The sequence below is a fragment of the Euzebyella marina genome (assembly GCF_014855515.1).
Taxonomy (GTDB): Bacteria; Bacteroidota; Bacteroidia; order Flavobacteriales; family Flavobacteriaceae; genus Euzebyella; species Euzebyella marina.
In genome coordinates this window covers 172,033-188,158 of record NZ_JACYFK010000006.1, presented here as the reverse complement: position 1 = coordinate 188,158, position 16,126 = coordinate 172,033, and the positions used below count along the sequence as shown (strand labels likewise).

At 40.8% G+C, this 16,126-nt stretch carries 20 protein-coding genes; 7 read left to right on the top strand and 13 right to left on the bottom strand.

Annotation, left to right across the window (positions count from 1 at the left end; all coding sequences use genetic code 11):
* Window positions 1–5: 5 nt before the first annotated feature.
* The gene (gene murI, locus IL356_RS19355) at window positions 6–794 is read left to right on the top strand and encodes a glutamate racemase (protein ID WP_121847858.1); all 789 of its coding nucleotides are present in this window, start codon (window positions 6–8) and stop codon (window positions 792–794) included.
* Here murI and IL356_RS19350 read toward each other — a convergent pair.
* Both IL356_RS19350 and IL356_RS19345 read right to left on the bottom strand, forming a co-directional pair.
* Complete coding sequence (locus IL356_RS19350; RefSeq protein WP_121847859.1) at window positions 791–1,288, bottom strand: dihydrofolate reductase; 498 nt, start codon at window positions 1,286–1,288, stop codon at window positions 791–793. The genes murI and IL356_RS19350 overlap by 4 nt on opposite strands.
* A 59-nt stretch (window positions 1,289–1,347) precedes the next feature.
* Window positions 1,348–1,740 carry a 2TM domain-containing protein gene (locus tag IL356_RS19345; RefSeq protein WP_121847860.1) on the bottom strand — a complete coding sequence of 131 codons (393 nt, stop codon included), beginning with the start codon at window positions 1,738–1,740 and terminating at the stop codon, window positions 1,348–1,350.
* A 67-nt stretch (window positions 1,741–1,807) separates the two neighbouring features.
* On the opposite strand from IL356_RS19345, the gene IL356_RS19340 reads away from it, so the two are divergent.
* On the top strand, window positions 1,808–2,896 hold the full coding sequence (locus IL356_RS19340) for an aminotransferase class V-fold PLP-dependent enzyme (protein ID WP_121847861.1): 1,089 nt from the start codon (window positions 1,808–1,810) through the stop codon (window positions 2,894–2,896).
* A 171-nt stretch (window positions 2,897–3,067) separates the two neighbouring features.
* Window positions 3,068–3,367: an isoamylase early set domain-containing protein gene (locus IL356_RS19335; RefSeq protein ID WP_121850608.1), complete on the top strand. Its 300-nt coding sequence runs from the start codon at window positions 3,068–3,070 to the stop codon at window positions 3,365–3,367.
* 228 nt (window positions 3,368–3,595) lie between these two features.
* Here IL356_RS19335 and IL356_RS19330 read toward each other — a convergent pair whose 3' ends face one another.
* Together IL356_RS19330 and egtB are read right to left on the bottom strand one after the other, a co-directional pair.
* Window positions 3,596–4,567: an L-histidine N(alpha)-methyltransferase gene (locus IL356_RS19330; RefSeq protein WP_121847862.1), complete on the bottom strand. Its 972-nt coding sequence runs from the start codon at window positions 4,565–4,567 to the stop codon at window positions 3,596–3,598.
* Between the two features lie 35 nt (window positions 4,568–4,602).
* Window positions 4,603–5,763: an ergothioneine biosynthesis protein EgtB gene (egtB, locus tag IL356_RS19325; protein WP_121847863.1), complete on the bottom strand. Its 1,161-nt coding sequence runs from the start codon at window positions 5,761–5,763 to the stop codon at window positions 4,603–4,605.
* A 153-nt stretch (window positions 5,764–5,916) separates the two neighbouring features.
* Between egtB and IL356_RS19320 the strand changes: the two genes are divergently transcribed.
* Both IL356_RS19320 and IL356_RS19315 read left to right on the top strand, forming a co-directional pair.
* Window positions 5,917–6,516, top strand: coding sequence for a 3-keto-disaccharide hydrolase (locus tag IL356_RS19320; RefSeq protein ID WP_205601276.1), 600 nt, complete (start codon window positions 5,917–5,919; stop codon window positions 6,514–6,516).
* A 55-nt stretch (window positions 6,517–6,571) separates the two neighbouring features.
* Window positions 6,572–7,660 carry a DUF6807 domain-containing protein gene (locus tag IL356_RS19315; protein ID WP_205601277.1) on the top strand — a complete coding sequence of 363 codons (1,089 nt, stop codon included), beginning with the start codon at window positions 6,572–6,574 and terminating at the stop codon, window positions 7,658–7,660.
* A gap of 78 nt (window positions 7,661–7,738) precedes the next feature.
* On the opposite strand, the gene IL356_RS19310 is transcribed toward IL356_RS19315, so the two are convergent.
* The 5 genes from IL356_RS19310 to IL356_RS19290 form a co-directional block, all read right to left on the bottom strand.
* Window positions 7,739–8,563 (bottom strand): thymidylate synthase, encoded by an 825-nt coding sequence (locus IL356_RS19310; protein WP_121850611.1) that lies wholly within the window; start codon window positions 8,561–8,563, stop codon window positions 7,739–7,741.
* Window positions 8,564–8,661: 98 nt separating this feature from the next.
* Window positions 8,662–9,156, bottom strand: coding sequence for a GNAT family N-acetyltransferase (locus tag IL356_RS19305; protein WP_192466578.1), 495 nt, complete (start codon window positions 9,154–9,156; stop codon window positions 8,662–8,664).
* Between the two features lie 60 nt (window positions 9,157–9,216).
* On the bottom strand, window positions 9,217–9,819 hold the full coding sequence (locus IL356_RS19300; RefSeq protein WP_121847864.1) for a class I SAM-dependent methyltransferase: 603 nt from the start codon (window positions 9,817–9,819) through the stop codon (window positions 9,217–9,219).
* On the bottom strand, window positions 9,816–10,076 hold the full coding sequence (locus IL356_RS19295; RefSeq protein ID WP_121847865.1) for a hypothetical protein: 261 nt from the start codon (window positions 10,074–10,076) through the stop codon (window positions 9,816–9,818). Before IL356_RS19295 ends, IL356_RS19300 begins: the two co-directional genes overlap by 4 nt.
* Window positions 10,073–10,996 carry an NAD(P)/FAD-dependent oxidoreductase gene (locus tag IL356_RS19290; RefSeq protein ID WP_121847866.1) on the bottom strand — a complete coding sequence of 308 codons (924 nt, stop codon included), beginning with the start codon at window positions 10,994–10,996 and terminating at the stop codon, window positions 10,073–10,075. The genes IL356_RS19295 and IL356_RS19290 overlap by 4 nt, the downstream gene beginning before the upstream one ends.
* 91 nt (window positions 10,997–11,087) lie before the next feature.
* Here IL356_RS19290 and IL356_RS19285 point away from each other — a divergent pair, with 91 nt between their 5' ends.
* Window positions 11,088–11,465 carry a Fur family transcriptional regulator gene (locus tag IL356_RS19285; RefSeq protein ID WP_121847867.1) on the top strand — a complete coding sequence of 126 codons (378 nt, stop codon included), beginning with the start codon at window positions 11,088–11,090 and terminating at the stop codon, window positions 11,463–11,465.
* Window positions 11,466–11,474: 9 nt separating this feature from the next.
* The gene (locus IL356_RS19280) at window positions 11,475–12,143 is read left to right on the top strand and encodes a class I SAM-dependent methyltransferase (RefSeq protein ID WP_225621567.1); all 669 of its coding nucleotides are present in this window, start codon (window positions 11,475–11,477) and stop codon (window positions 12,141–12,143) included.
* A gap of 25 nt (window positions 12,144–12,168) precedes the next feature.
* On the opposite strand, the gene IL356_RS19275 is transcribed toward IL356_RS19280, so the two are convergent.
* The 4 genes from IL356_RS19275 to IL356_RS19260 all read right to left on the bottom strand — a co-directional run bounded on the left by IL356_RS19275 (window position 12,169) and on the right by IL356_RS19260 (window position 16,114).
* Entirely contained in the window at window positions 12,169–13,611 is a 1,443-nt protein-coding gene (locus tag IL356_RS19275) for a NupC/NupG family nucleoside CNT transporter (RefSeq protein WP_121847868.1), read from the bottom strand.
* 33 nt (window positions 13,612–13,644) lie between these two features.
* Window positions 13,645–14,274, bottom strand: coding sequence for a bifunctional nuclease family protein (locus IL356_RS19270; RefSeq protein ID WP_121847869.1), 630 nt, complete (start codon window positions 14,272–14,274; stop codon window positions 13,645–13,647).
* 86 nt (window positions 14,275–14,360) lie between these two features.
* Window positions 14,361–15,329, bottom strand: coding sequence for an electron transfer flavoprotein subunit alpha/FixB family protein (locus IL356_RS19265; RefSeq protein WP_121847870.1), 969 nt, complete (start codon window positions 15,327–15,329; stop codon window positions 14,361–14,363).
* Window positions 15,330–15,373: 44 nt separating this feature from the next.
* Entirely contained in the window at window positions 15,374–16,114 is a 741-nt protein-coding gene (locus IL356_RS19260) for an electron transfer flavoprotein subunit beta/FixA family protein (RefSeq protein ID WP_121847871.1), read from the bottom strand.
* Window positions 16,115–16,126 lie beyond the last annotated feature (12 nt).

Genomic DNA, 16,126 nt, shown 5'->3' with positions numbered 1-16,126 from the left:
GATTGATGAGAGATAATCCGATAGGCATATTCGATTCAGGAGTTGGAGGAACTTCCATCTGGAGGGAAATCCAGAAATTGCTACCATTCGAGAACACCATATACCTTGCGGATAGTAAAAATGCACCTTACGGAGAAAAAAGTAAGGATGACATTTTACGTTTGAGTATCAAAAATACAGAGGTACTGCTAAAGAACGACTGTAAATTGGTTGTAGTGGCATGCAATACGGCTACCACCAATGCCATCGATTATTTGAGAAAAAACTATGATGTGCCGTTTATAGGTATAGAGCCTGCTATTAAACCAGCAGCACTTCAATCTAAAACAAAAACCGTTGGTGTTTTGGCCACTAAAGGTACTTTAGCCAGTTCTTTGTTTCATAGTACTTCAGAAATACATGCCAGTGGCATTAATGTTATTGTGCGAGAAGGTACAGGTCTTGTACAATTGATAGAAGAGGGTAAAGTAGATTCTCAAGAAACAAGAAAGTTGCTACTCAAACATGTGCGACCTATGATTGATGAGGGAATCGATTACTTGGTTTTAGGCTGTACCCACTACCCGTACTTGGTTCCTATTTTGAAGGAAATACTCCCAGAATCCGTTCAAATAATAGATTCTGGCGAGGCGGTAGCGCGACAGACAAAATCTATTTTGAACAAAAACGGACTGTTAGCCTCTCAACGTTCCAAAGCCTATCATCGATTTTATACCAACGCCAATATTCACGTATTAGAGAGTTTTGTGATGAATGGCGAAACGGATTATAATGTTTCCGTTCTAGATTTTTAGTTCTTTTCACTTTCTTTTTTCACGTAGGTCAAATAAGAAAAGGCATATGAATGCTTTTCATCTTTTGGGTGGTATTCTTCTTCCGTTAAAACCCAAGTGTTAAGGTCGATTTCAGGAAAATGGGTGTCGGCGTCATCAAAAGCCGCATGAACCCTTGTTAGCTCTATTTTATTGCTAAAAGGTTCGGCAATCTTATAAATTTCACCACCACCAATGATGTATGACAATGGCAGCTCTCTAACGAGATGCAGGGCTTCTTCCAAAGAGTGAACAATCTTGCAGTCGTTAAAATCTGTGCGATAATCTTTATCCCTAGTTATAATTATATGCTCTCTATTGGGCAACGGTTTCGGAAAGGTCTCAAAGGTTTTTCTGCCCATAATGATGGGGTGACCCGAAGTAAGCCTTTTAAAACGCTTAAAGTCATCAGGCAAATGCCACAGTAAATCATTGTCTTTGCCCAATGCATTGTCTTCAGCTGCGGCGGCAATCATACATACGGTACTCACTAAATCTTTGTTTTTTAATTGGAAATTGCAACTAACGTGCCGAACTAAGGCTCTATTTCTTTCTTGTTTACTTTAGAGATCGGAAAATCGGTTTCTATTTCTTTTTGCAATTCGGCTATGCGTCTTTTTTGTTTGGCCACTAATTTTTCACGTTGCTGACGCTCCCATTCCTTGCCCATAAATTTCTGGGTAACAAATACATTGAAAAGATGTATGGCAAAGAGAAATCCCCAAAAGGTGATGGCCCAAATGAACCAATCATAGGTTTCCCAATAGTTTAATATTTTATTGATGAAAATAAGAAAAACGCTTCCTATCAAAAAGATGACAAAGTGAACGTACAAACGCTTTTTTTGCTTGATTCGATGTTGGGCGTTTTCTAGCAACTCATGCTGTTCAATCTCCACTTCCGTTTTCTTTTTGTTTTTCGAGAACATGTATATGGCTATCTTTGATATGGGTATTATCACAAAGATACGTGAATCAAGTTTACCAAAATGAACTATGGAGAACACTCGAAAACACTTTCCCGTACTACATCAATACATTTATGCCAATACTGCTTCAGCAGGTCTCTTGAGCGAGCCTCTAATGAATTGGCGTCAAGAACATGATCTTGATTTTTTGATTGGTGGAAGTAAAATGAAAACCAAATCAATGCAAGAGTTGTTGCCTGCTACCAAGGAAACGGTTGCACGATTTTTCGGTAGCAAAATTGAGAATACAGCCTTGGTTCAGAACTTCTCTTTAGGTCTAAATATTTTATTGGAGGGATTGAATACTGAAAGCCACATACTTTTGGTCAAAGATGATTACCCTTCGGTCAACTGGCCATTTGAGTGTAGAGGGTTTCAGCTTGATTATGCTGAACTTGATGGGCAAATCGAAGAAAATATTCTCGATAAATTGAGGGGCAAAAAATTCTCGGTTTTGGCGTTGAGTTTAGTTCAGTGGGCCAGCGGTATTAAATTGGAGATGGGTTTTCTAAAAAAAGTAAAAGAAGAATTTCCTGATCTTGTGATAATTGCCGATGGAACGCAGTATTGTGGTACCGAACAATTCAATTTTGAAGAATCACCCTTAGACGTGCTGGGCACCAGCGCCTATAAATGGCTGATTTCAGGGTATGGTAATGGTTTTATGCTTTTTAAAGATCATGTTCGCCACCTTTCTAAAGTACAAACCACGGGTTTTTATTCGTCTAATATCAATCTGGACGGAAGGGATGATATCAGTTTTGCGAAACATTTTGAACCCGGTCATTTAGATACCCTTAATTTCGGAAGCCTTAAATTCTCATTGGAATATTTAGAAAAGTTGGGCATGTCAAAAGTTGAGCAACATCTTAAAATGTTATCTCAAAAGTCCAAGTCGGCTTATAATAGTTTAGGGTTGTTGAACGATGATATTCTGAAGCGAAATTCGCATAGTACCATATTCAATATCAGCGGTGGCGATGAGGTTTTTAAGAAATTGACTGATGAAGGCGTGCTTGCTTCTCAACGAGGAAATGGTATTCGTATGAGTTTTCATTTCTATAACAACGAATCGGATATTGACGACACGGTAAAAATTTTACAATCAGTGGTTTAATTCTTACCTAAAAGAAAAATACGTTGGGTTTTTTTTGGGCGATATGACTAAATGTTACCTTATAATTGTGAAAATGATAAAAATATCTTAATCATTGGATATGAGGATATTAATATGTTAGTTTTGTTTCAACTTAACAGAAGAAACATAACAGAATTAAAAACGTTTACCATGGCAATTTCAAAACAATATTTAAAGAGCAGACCGGTTTGCAAAGTTACATTTACCGTACCTGCCGAAGAAGCAAAAAAAGTAGCAGTAGTAGGTGATTTCAATAACTGGAAGGCAAATAAAGAAAGTGCATTAAAGAAGTTAAAGAACGGAAACTTTAAAGGAACTTTAGAGCTTCCAAAAGAATCTACTTACGAATTCAAATATATCATCGATGGTTCTTATGTAAACGAGGCTGAGGCCGATGGTTACAAATGGAACGATTACGCTGGCGGCGAGAATGCCGTTCTAGAACTATAATTGATAGTACCAGCATAATAGAAAAGGCCGGTACATTTTTTATGACCGGCTTTCTTTTTTACCTGCTATTTTTTGGTGTAGGAAGGTTATTGTACAAGCCGTTCTCCGCACCACCGGAATAGGAATATAGGGGTGGTAAGATATCCTTTACTAATTAACAATGGTCTAAAGTAGGGTTTGAAATATTTTCCTATAGGGAATTATTTATCGGAGAAGTAGTATATTGAATTACTTTCTTCTCAATACATAGTTCTTGTACAATTGCTCGCTATCGGTGAACTGATCGCAGATTTCGAGCCCTGATTGTTGTGCCAACCAGTGAACGGTCGAGTCGTCATATTTTTGTGAGATTTCGGTATGTATAGTTTCCCAGGCCTTAAATTGAACTTTAAGTTCCAAGGCTTCAATCTTCACTTCTTGGTCAATTTTAGAAACCAGGTAACTTTTGGCAGTTCCTGTTTCGGGGTCGTACACTTCCCAATGAATGAAAGTGTCTAAATCAAAATTTCCGCCTAATTCATTATTGATTCGTATTAGCACGTTTTTATTAAAGGCTTCCGTAATGCCATTCGGATCATTGTAGGCATCTAATATGGTTTTCGGATTTTTCTTTAAGTCGCACCCAATGAATAAAAGGTCGTTTTTGTTCATCAATGCTTGAACATCCTTCAAAAATAGAATGGCTTGGTTGTGAAGCAAGTTACCTATGTTGCTGCCCAAGAACATAATTATTTTGCGAACACCATTGGCATCGGTAATCTCCCTCAAAGCTTCAAAATAGGTGCCTTGCTTAGGAATAACTTTCACTTCAGGAATTTCTTCACGTAAAGAATTTTCGAGTCCTTCTAATACATTTGAACTAATGTCTATAGGCTGGTAGGTGAAATCAAGTTTTTTTTCTAAAAAATGACGTAGCAATATTTTGGTTTTCTTTCCATCGCCGGCCCCAAGTTCTATAAGCTTAAAGGGTTGGCCTCCTGATGCGAACTTTTCTGCTATTTCAGACTTGTTTTGGCTGAAGATGTCGAATTCACAATCGGTTAAGTAATACTCTGGCATGTGCATTATCTTTTGAAACAATGCATCTCCTTTTTTATCATAAAAATATTTAGATGAAAGGTACTTTGGAAAATCGGTCAAGCCCTGCCTAACGTCTTTTTCAAATTGGGTCTCTATCATGGGTGAGATAACTTCTTGCATAATTTAAGTCGTATTGAAAATGAAAAACCTACAGATTATCTCGCTAAACGAAAACCGGTAAATTGCCATCGTAAAGGAGGTTGAAAAAAATTGCGATAGGTAGGGCGGGTGTGTTTCTGAGGGGTAGCTGTGGAGCCGCCCCGCAATACTTTTTGATTGACCATAAATTTACCGTTATACTCCCCTAGCGCCCCGGCCGCTTTTTGATAGTTAGGGTAGGGCAGGTAGGCACTTTCTGTCCATTCCCATCTTTTGCCCCATGAGAATTTTGATTGGGCAGCTTCCCATTCAAATTCGGTAGGTAACCGGCAGTCTTTCCATTGGGCGAAGGCAAAAGCTTCATAATATGATACATGTGTAACCGGAGCGTTGGGGTCTACCTTCACCAAACCCTGTAAGGTATAATGATGCCATTCTCCTTCAATAAAATGCCAGTAAAGTGGGGCGGTAATTTCTTCCCTCTTAACCCAATCCCAACCTTCTGCATGCCAGAGTTCAAATTTTTTGTACCCATCGGCCTCAATAAATTCAATAAAATCATGGTTGGTAACCAGTTTGTTTGAAATAATAAAAGGTTGTAGATATACTTTGTGTCTTCCCTCTTCATTATCGTAAGCAAATCCGTTACCATTATGGCCAATTTCATAGATGCCTTCATCAACGGCTATCCATTCCTGTAAATGATTTTCAGGTTGGTGACAATTAAAGTCTTTTTGATATGGGGGTAACAAGGGGTTATTGCCCAATATAAATTTAATATCTGTAAGCAATAGTTCTTGGTGTTGTTTCTCGTGATGAATACCGATTTCAAGCAATGGATAAAGATTTTGATGTTGCTCTTTCTCAAAAAGCTCTTTTACTGCCCGAGTAACGTACTCACGATAGTTATAAACTTTTTTTACCGCTGGTCTTGAGAGGTTGCCACGATTCGAGCGTACCACCCGTTTACCCACCGATTCATAGTAACTATTGAAAACAAAGGCGAAATCGTCATTGAACAGTTGATAGTTTTCGGCATGTGGCTTAAGAATAAACTCTTCAAAGAACCAAGTAGTATGACCCAAATGCCACTTGGGCGGTGAAACGTCTTCAATGGGTTGTACTACGTAATCTTCAATCTCAAGAGGGGCGCAGATTTCTTCGGTATGCTTTCTAGTTTCTAAAAAAAAATCGAGTAGAGAATCGGTCAAAATCATGGGAAGGTGTTTACTTTTTTAAAGATACACATTATGCATTTTCAAGAAAGAACCCATAAAACATTTAGATTAACGCAAATAAATGCTGACCTCAATAACGATTTACGAATAATTGTCTATTTTCATAGCTCAATCGAAATTAAAACTATTAAAATGATGAGAAAATTATGCTTTGCCATGCTCTTGGTTTTCGGGGTATTGCATTGGGGTCAAGCCCAAGAGGCCAAGTTAAAGAAGGCCTTCAACGGAAAGAATTTTAAGGGCTGGGTCGAACCGGAAAACAATGTATGGTGGACCATCGATGATGGTGTGCTGCACGCTAAAAGTGATCCTGAAAAAACGGGTTCTATTTTATGGACGGATAAAGACTACAACGATTTCGTTGTTCAAGCCGATTTTTTATATGGGGAAGGAACCGTAGATACCGGTATATTTCTGAGGGAAGAAGCGCAACAGATCCAGATGGGTATTTCAGGTTCTCTAAAAAGAGATATGACGGGGTCGCCATATATCGTTGGCAAAGGCTACCCGGTAGAAGCGGAAGGTGTGGCCGATATCTTGAAACCCAATGAATGGAACACCATTAAAATTAAGGCGGTTGATAACATCTATACCGTATGGCTCAACGGTCAGCAAGTAGTTACTTATGAGGCAAGCGATGTACCTGAAGAAGGCCCGATCGGGTTGCAATTGCACCCTAACAGAGATATGACTACAAGCTTCAAGAATATTAAAATTGCCGAATTAAGGTAATCGATAACACAACTTTTTTCAAAACCCAAGAAAGTAATACCAAACCCAATTAACAATGATTAAATTATCTATTTCTTACAGCGTAAAATCTCTATTAGGCCTAGGTCTATCCGTATTGTTTTTTTCCTGTAAGGGTGAAACAAAAAAAGAGGAAACCGCTATGCCTCAAGAAACTGAAAAGCGAATTCAACTGGTCGCCAATGAAGGTGATAGGCGAGTTGATGTTACCATTGATGGAGAACTGTTTACATCCTATCAATATCCTCAAAACATTAAAAAGCCTGTTCTGTACCCGTTGGTGACCCCTAACGGTACCAAGATTACTCGTAAATTTCCATTAGAGCCTTCTACGGGTGAAAGGGTCGACCACCCGCATCATGTAGGCGTTTGGTTCAACTATGGTGATGTAAACGGTCTCGATTTTTGGAATAACAGCGATTCTATCAAAGTAGAGCAGCGCGATAAGTACGGTACTATTTTACATAAGTCGATCGATGCTGTTGAAGATGGCGATGAACAGGGGAGTCTAAAGGTAAGTATGGATTGGCAGGCACCCGACGGCACTGTGCTTTTAAAGGAGAATACCACCTTTGTATTTAGAGGAAAAGACTCGGTATACTGCATTGACCGTATTACAACTTTGACAGCTCAAAATGAAGACGTTCTATTCAAGGATAACAAGGAGGGAATGTTAGGTATTCGTGTTACCAGGGCTCTAGAACTGCCTTCTGATGAACCTGTAGTTTTTACGGATGCCAACGGAAACCCAACGCCTGTTGCAGTATTGAACAATGAAGGGGTCAACGGTAATTATGTAAGTGCCGAAGGTGTCGAAGGATTGGATACTTGGGGCAAGCGCTCAAAATGGGTCGATCTTTATTCGAATATTGGGGAGGAGAAGATTGCTCTGGCCATCATGGACCATAAGGAAAATGTGGGATACCCTACCTATTGGCATTCTAGGGGATATGGGCTTTTTGCGGCCAACCCTCTTGGTCAAGAAGTATTTAGCAATGGTAAAGAAAAGCTCAATTTTGAGTTGAAAAAGGGAGAGAGCACTACCTTTAAGCATCGAATTGTAGTTGCTAACGGAGATGTATCTGCCTCTGACCTGAACACGATTTACGACGATTTTGTAAAATAACAGAATACATCGGTCATAAAAAATCCGGATGAAAGGTAGGGCCTTCATCCGGATTTTTATTTTTTGAAAGTTTTCAGTTTATACCGCTACAGCACCTTTAATATGTGGGTGCGGGTCATAATCTAAAAGTGTAAAATCTTCGAAGTTAAAATCAAAAATGTCTTTGATTTCCGGGTTCAGAATCATTTTAGGTAGTTGCCTAGGTTCTCTGCTTAACTGTAATTCTACCTGCTCCATATGATTGTTGTATATATGGGCATCTCCGAAGGTATGAATGAACTCTCCGGCCTCATAACCGCAAACTTGCGCCATCATCATGGTAAAAAGTGCGTATGAAGCAATGTTGAAAGGTACTCCCAAGAAAATATCGGCGCTTCGCTGATACAATTGGCAAGATAGTTTTCCGTCCGCTACATAAAATTGAAAGAAGGCGTGGCATGGCGGAAGGGCCGCTTTTCCATTGGCTACATTCTCGGCAAACGACTTTGAAGTATCTGGTAATACGCTAGGGTTCCATGCTGAAACCAACATGCGCCTACTGTTCGGGTTGTTTTTCAATGATTCAATGACTTCTTTTATCTGATCGATCTCGTCATTGTTCCAATTACGCCATTGGTGGCCATATACTGGGCCTAAATCTCCATTATCGTCCGCCCACTCGTTCCAAATACGAACTCCGTTTTCTTGAAGGTAGCCAATGTTGGTATCTCCTTTTAAGAACCAGAGCAACTCATAAATAATGGATTTTAAGTGTAATTTTTTGGTGGTCACCATCGGAAAACCTTCGCTTAGGTCAAATCGCATTTGATAACCAAAAACACTTTTGGTTCCGGTGCCCGTACGGTCTCCTTTTTGATTGCCGTTTTCTAGAACGTGCTTAAGTAAGTCGTGATACTGTTTCATGATAAGCGTAAAATTATAAAAACACCCCATGAACCTCAAAAATCAATTAGTCCGAGTTATTACCAATTATCAACTGTTGGAGAGCTGATGAGAATCAACTATGATTGAAAGTCAAGTTGCTTGAACATGATATGTGCATCGACGAGCCCGAGTTGGGAATGCCGAAAGGCTTTTGGTATGGTACCTATAATCTGAAATCCGAATTTCTTCCATAAGGCAATGGCCGCGACATTCGTGCTAATGACGATGTTGAACTGTATCGCCTGATAACCTTTTTCAGTGGCATAATCAATGGAGTGGGCACACATCATTTTACCGATGCCCTTACCCTGAGTGGATTCACTTACCATATAACTACAGTTGGCAATGTGGTCACCAAGACCGACATGATTCGGTTTAATGACGTAAGTGCCAACTATTTTGCCCTCCTCTTCGGCCACAAAAGTGGTTATGGGTGCTGATAACCAATAGGTTTCAAATTCTTCTTTAGTGGTGTCAGGACTAAAAACATAGGTCTTTCCATCTTTGACCACTTGAGAAAATATATGCCAAATGGACTCGTAATCGTTTTTTGACGCTAGTCGAATAATCACAGCTGTTGATTTTAGATAATGGAGTACTGTAAAGATAGGTTCTACGTCTGAGTTTTTTATTTATGGTTTCTGACATTTAACTAGATACATGGGGTGATCTTCTTGAATTTCTGTTATGTCAATGAGTCCGTATGGTTTAAAATCGACCATTAAAGAATCGTTGTCGTAAAAGTAAATAGGAGCACCCTTATGAATTTCAAAGCGATTTTCGCCTACTTGCTCACCTTTTCTATAGGATAGGGCATTTTGAGAAATGGTCGTAAATAACATAAAACCCTTTGATTTGAGTTGGTCATAGCAAGCTTTTATAAAATTCTTTCGGTGAGGTTCGTCAAGTAAATGCAGAAGGGCATGACTATAGATGGCATCATAAGAATCATGATCAAACGGCATATGGTCAACAGAGCCCTCATAGATAACGGTGTTGTCGTCTAAAAATCTTTTTGCGATGCCAATGGCCGTTGGCGAGATTTCGATGCCTGTTACATGCATTCGGTTATCCTGAAACAATTTGGCATTTCTGCCATAACCTATCCCGGGCACTAGAATCTTATTAAGCTTGTTTTCAATAAAGAATTGATTAGCCAATTGGGCCGATTTGCAAGGTTGTTCACCCCACATTTCCCCCTTTTCCTTAAAATTGCTTTCCCAGAACTCGTTCATAGTTTCGACTTCTTAGGGCAGATTATATCTTCTAGAATTTCACATTGAAAACCTATTTGCCTGATCGATTTCATTATATCTGCTGCGTTAAGATAAGAACCTTCAACTCGAATGATAGTATGGCCACAAGGGTATGGCAATCCAGTTTCGTCGAAATCATAATCCACCTTTAGGTTAGGAAAAGCTTCCGTCAAGAGATTGAATACTTTTTTGGCTTCAAATTCATTTGTCAAGTTGGTGATGAAGACCTCAATCATAGGGTAGGTATTAAAAACTCTTCTTCTGCCAATTCTTTGTTGGCCATGGCGCCAGCAATGTTACCGCTATTGACCGAGTTGGCAACCGACCTAAGTCGGGTAGTACTATCTCCACAGGCAAAAACACCTTTTAAACTAGTCTGTTGAAAGGGGTCTACCGAAAGGTACCCCATGTCATCTAGCTCGCAGCCTAGTTGCTGGGGAATGGGGCAATGCTGTTCAAAAGGAATAGATGCGTACAAGGCATCTAGGTTTTGAGAACTACCCTCATCAAAAACCACCTTCTGTATAGTACCTTTTTTATGGACTAGTTCGATGATTTTCTTATCGTTAACCTGTATATTATTCGACTTTAATTGCAAGGTTTGGACATCGATAAAATCGTTATTTCCATTAGTGAAAATAGTTAGTTCGTCCGTTAGGTTTTTAACCAAAGATGCTAGATGAAAACCTCTTTCTCCATTCGCCATGATTCCTGTTCTTTGATGCTTGAATTCGTACCCATGACAATAGGGGCAGTGAATGGCCGTAATACCCCAACAATCAGAGAATCCTTTAATGGCAGGCATCAGGTCTTTGATTCCTGTCGCGAAGATGAGTTTTCTTCCACTATACTCACTGCCCGAAGCAGTTTCTATTTTGAAACTACCGTTGATTTCGGTGGCACGCAAAGCCAAATCTTTTATAGAAGTTACGGTATCGTAATTCAATACTTGGTCTAGAGCCAGTTCTGAAATTTCCTTCGGTGTTTTTCCGTCTTGGGTAATAAAATTATGAGAATGGGGTGTCTGCCGATTGCAAGGTAGCCCACTGTCGATAATGATAACCTTTCTCAGCGAACGGCCTAGGGCCATGGCCGCTGATAGGCCCGCATAACTGCCTCCGACAATAATGACGTCATATATGGTTCCGGTATTCATGCTATTTGAATTTTTATCTTGTACAAAGGTATTAAAATTCTTATTATTGCAAATAAGTCGCAATAAAAAAGCGAATAAATCGCATTTATAAATGGAGCGTAGAAATACTAAAACAAAAGAAGCCGTACTTGAAGTATTGTCAAAAACGGGGAAAGCCATGAGTCGGGAGGCTATAGAGAATAAAATACAGACCGATATCAATCGGGCAACTGTCTACCGAGTCTTGAACCGATTTTGTGATGATGGCATCTTACATCGGGTCGTAGCTGATAATGGAAAGCAATACTTCGCCATCTGTACCAATTGTGAAGATAAGGCCATGGCCGGAAATCACTTTCATTTTCGGTGCCTAAATTGTGAAACCATCGAGTGCTTGCCGATACCTGTTGATTTTACACCCCCTTCGGGATATCTTGTAAGTGGGGTGAACTGTGTGCTTTCAGGTACCTGTAAAGATTGTGCGGCTTAATTTTTTGTATTGGAAAACAAGAAGGACAAAAAGGATAAAAAACCATGGCCTACCAAAGATGTCATGGCCCAGATTTATGAGAAAAATTTGTGGGGAGGAATAGGACACGCGTTTTTTTCAGGAGAAGGTTCTCATGAACAAAGTTTGGTTATGCCTTGGCTGAAAGCTGTTCAAGAATTTTTAGGTTCGTTCAAAAATCCTATTTCTGTTTGTGATTTAGGCTGTGGCGACTTTAATGTAGGAAAGGAGCTGCTGCCCTTTTGTTCTCACTACATTGGGGTGGATATTGTTCATGAACTGATAGATCATAATAAATCCCAATTCCCACGGTCGAATTTGGAATTCCGTTGCTTGGATATCGCTCAAGAAATACTACCATCGGCAGATTGCGCCATTTTACGCCAAGTGCTTCAACACCTTTCGAACGAAGAGATTCTGAAAGTATTGGAAAAACTACATCAATACCAATATGTTATCCTCACAGAACATTTACCTGAGGGGGACTTTATTCCCAACAAGAATATTATCTCAGGACAAGGTATTCGACTAAAAAAGCAGAGTGGGGTTAATGTGGAGGCGCCTCCATTTAATTTGAAAGTCAAGTCGCAAGAAAGGTTACTTGAGGTATTCCCCAAAGATGGCAAGGGAAGAATTGTGACAATTCTTTATGAATTTTAATCTAACCTTCTAGGGGAAACTGATTTTATCCCAAAATCATTCCGGCAATGGTAGCAGATAAAAGAGAGGCAATCGAGCCGCCTAACACGGCACGCATACCAAACTCTGAAAGAGTCTTTCGCTGACCTGGGGCCAACGAACCGATACCTCCAATCTGTATGCCTATCGAAGCAAAATTGGCAAAACCGCATAACATATAGGTAGCCATGATTACCGATTTGTTGTAGCGAAGGTTAGCGCCGGTGGTCAGGTCTTTCAATTCGGCAAGTTGTATATAACCAACAAACTCACTAGCGGCCAACTTGATGCCCAATAACTGCCCCATTAACATAGTATCTTCTGAATTGACGCCTATCAACCACATAAGGGGGGCGAAAATAGTACCTAGAATCGCTTCAAGTGAAAGTTTGTCGTAGGCCGTATGTTCGGCAATATACCCGTTAATTGTTGTGAGGTCTCCTGTCCATTCCAAAATGCCATTGACCATGGCGATCAATGCGACAAAAACCAATAACATGGCACCCACGTTCACTGCCAGTCGTAGTCCTTCTGTAGTTCCGTTGGCAATGGCATCGAGCATGTTAGACCCGATTTTTTCGGTAGAAACCTCTACATCGGTATTGACCGATTCCGTTTGCGGATAAAGCATTTTGGAAATAACGATGGCGCCCGGGGCCGCCATCACAGAGGCAGCCAACAAATGTTTGGCAAAAACCAATTGCAGGGCTTCATCCTCTCCACCTAAAAAACCGATATATGCCGCTAAAACTGCTCCAGCTACAGTAGCCATACCGCCAATCATGACCAACAGAATTTCTGAGCGGTTCATTTTTTCTAGGTAGGCTTTAATCAACAAAGGAGCCTCCGTTTGACCCAAGAAAATATTTCCTGCGACGGAAAGACTTTCAGGTCCGGAAATGCCCAAACTTTTCGATAATAACCAAGCCATCGCGCGAACCACCTTTTGAATAACGCCCAGATAAAACAGTAGGGAAGTCAAAGCAGAGAAAAAAACAATGGTAGGCAATACCTGAAAAGCAAAAATGTAGCCAAAGGTATTGGTGTCGACAACCAAGCCTTCAAAAAGAAACTTACTACCGGCACGGGTAAAACCTAGTATGCTGATAAAGACCTCGCCTACGGCTTCAAAAGCCATCTGAACCCATGAAACCTTTAAAACACCAATCGCTATAAGAAGTTGTAGCGACAGGCCTATACCCACGGTTTTCCAATTGATGGCCTTGCGATTGGCGCTGCAAAAAAATGCGATGACCAAAAGCACGGCCATACCCATAATACCTCGCCATAAGCTATCTATGCTGAAGCCCTGGTTGGGTACAATTTCGGCAGATGCCTGAATAATGTCATTTATAGTCGTAGACTCAATCGAAGGTGCGGGGGTTTCTTGGGCCAAAACTGGAAAAAAGGTACAAAGGGCAAGCAGAATTATACAAAGTCTAACATTCATAGATTCGCTTGCAGGTTAAAATTAACGTTCGGTTCAGTTGCGCTTTGAAATTTCGTCACGCAGTTTGGCCGCCTTCTCATAGTCTTCGTTAGCTACGGCCTTATCGAGTTCTTTGTTGAGTTCTTCTACGGTAAGTTCAGTAAAACCATCGGTAGCGCCTGAGTCGATTTCGACGGTTTCACCTTCTTGAAGTATTTCATCGACCACAATACTATCGTCGTTATCTTCTTTTTCGCTCTCTTTTGACGAGAACTTTAGGTAAATACCGGCCTTATCCAAAATGGTTTTGTAGGTAAAAATGGGGGCGTTGAAACGTAATGCCAAGGCAATGGCATCGCTGGTGCGGGCATCGATAATCTCTTCGATCTTATCGCGCTCGCAAATGATACTTGAATAGAAAACACCGTCTACCAATTTGTGAATGATCACTTGCTTGATCACAATATCGAAACGGTCTGCAAAATTCTTGAACAGGTCATGGGTCAATGGTCTAGGAGGTTTTATCTCTTTCTCCAAGGCAATAGCAATGCTTTGCGCTTCGAAGGCCCCAATAACAATAGGCAGTTTTCTGTCACCTTCTACCTCATTGAGTATAAGGGCGTAAGCCCCATTTTGGGTCTGACTGTAAGAGATGCCTTTTATTTTTAACCTGACTAAGCTCATAGTATCTTAAAAATACAAAAAGGCTGTTTAAATATGGGCGTAACCTTTATTTAAACAGCCCTTTCAGGGGGGCAAATTAACAAAAATTAAACGTTTTGTGCTTTAAATTCCTTTAATTTTTCGACGAGTTGAGGTACTATTTCAAATGCATCGCCCACGATACCGTAATCGGCAGCTTTAAAGAAAGGAGCCTCGGGGTCGTTATTAATGACCACTTTGGTCTTACTGGCACTTACTCCGGCCAGGTGTTGAATGGCTCCGGATATTCCTATAGCAATATATAGGTTGGAAGCTACCGGTTTTCCGGTCTGGCCTACGTGTTCGCCATGAGGGCGCCAGCCCATATCGGATACCGGTTTAGAGCAGGCCGTTGCCGCACCTAACACTTCGGCAAGTTCTTCAATCATTCCCCAGTTTTCAGGTCCTTTCAAGCCACGACCGCCGGAAACTACTATTTCAGCATCGGCGATTGAAACCTTACCGGCAATTTTGTCTACCTCCACAGAAGTTACTGAAAAGTCGGCGTCATCTAGAGTAGGGGCAAAGTCCTCTACATTGGCTGTGTCTCCAGTTTCATTAAGTCCGAATGCATTGTTGCTTACCCCAATAATCTTTCTATCGGTGGTAATCTCGGTAAAGGCAAACCCTTTGTTACTAAAGGCAGTTCGCTTCACGGTAAGGGGTGAGGTGCTGCTCGGTGCTTCAACCACATTAGGGGCGTAACCCGCTTTTAATTTGGCCGCTAATATCGGCGCCAAATACTTGCTATTGGCACTAGAGCTGACAACCACTACTTGCGAGCCTTCTTTTTCGGCGGCTTCGGCAATAGCCTTTGCGTATGCTTCGGCATTGAAAGTCGTTAATCGGTCGTTCGATACCGCCAGTACTTTTTCGGCCCCATAGGTGCCCAAGCTTTCATTTTCTTCGGCATTAAAAGAAATGGCAGTTACCGATGTGCCCAGTTGTTCGGCTACCGCTTTGGCATACGAAGTAACTTCAAAGGCATTTTTTTTGAATTTTCCGTTTTCGGATTCTGTATATACTAAAATGGACATTTTTTTCTTTTTTGGAATTGAAATTGAGTGAATGGTACGGTTTATTAAATGACCTTGGCTTCGTTGTGCAATAGTGAAACTAGTTCGTCTACCGAATCGGTCAGCTTTACGGCACCTTTTGGGGCCGGTTTCTCGAACTTGCTATCTACCGTCGCCTTGGTGGCATCAACGGGTTCTACCACGTTAAGTGCCTTTTTACGGGCCATCATGATTCCTCTCATGTTCGGAATTTTAAGGTCACTTTCCTCGACCAAACCTTTCTGACCTCCGATTACTAAAGGTAACTCTGCCTGAACCTTCTCTTTTCCTCCGTCAATTTCACGAACCGCAGTGGCGGTACTTCCGTCAACTTCGAGGCTGATACAAGTGTTCACAAAGTTCATTCCCAAGAGGCTGGCCAAAATTCCTGGCACCATTCCTCCGTTATAATCGATAGATTCCCTTCCTGCAATGACCAGATCATAGCCACCATCCTTTATAACATTGGCTAATTGCTCGGCAACAAAGAAACCATCGGTAGGCACGGCATTGATTCGAATGCCTTCATCGGCACCTATAGCGAGTGCCTTACGCATTGTCGGTTCGACAGAAGCATCGCCCACAGTTGCAATATGAACTGTAGCGCCCTGTTTTTCTTTGAACCACATAGCCCTGGTAAGACCAAATTCATCATTTGGGTTGATAACAAACTGAACACCGTTGGTATCAAATTTGGTATCGCCATCGGTAAAGTTTATTTTTGAGGTCGTATCGGGAACGTTACTAATGCAAACAAGTATTTTCATCTATATTACTCT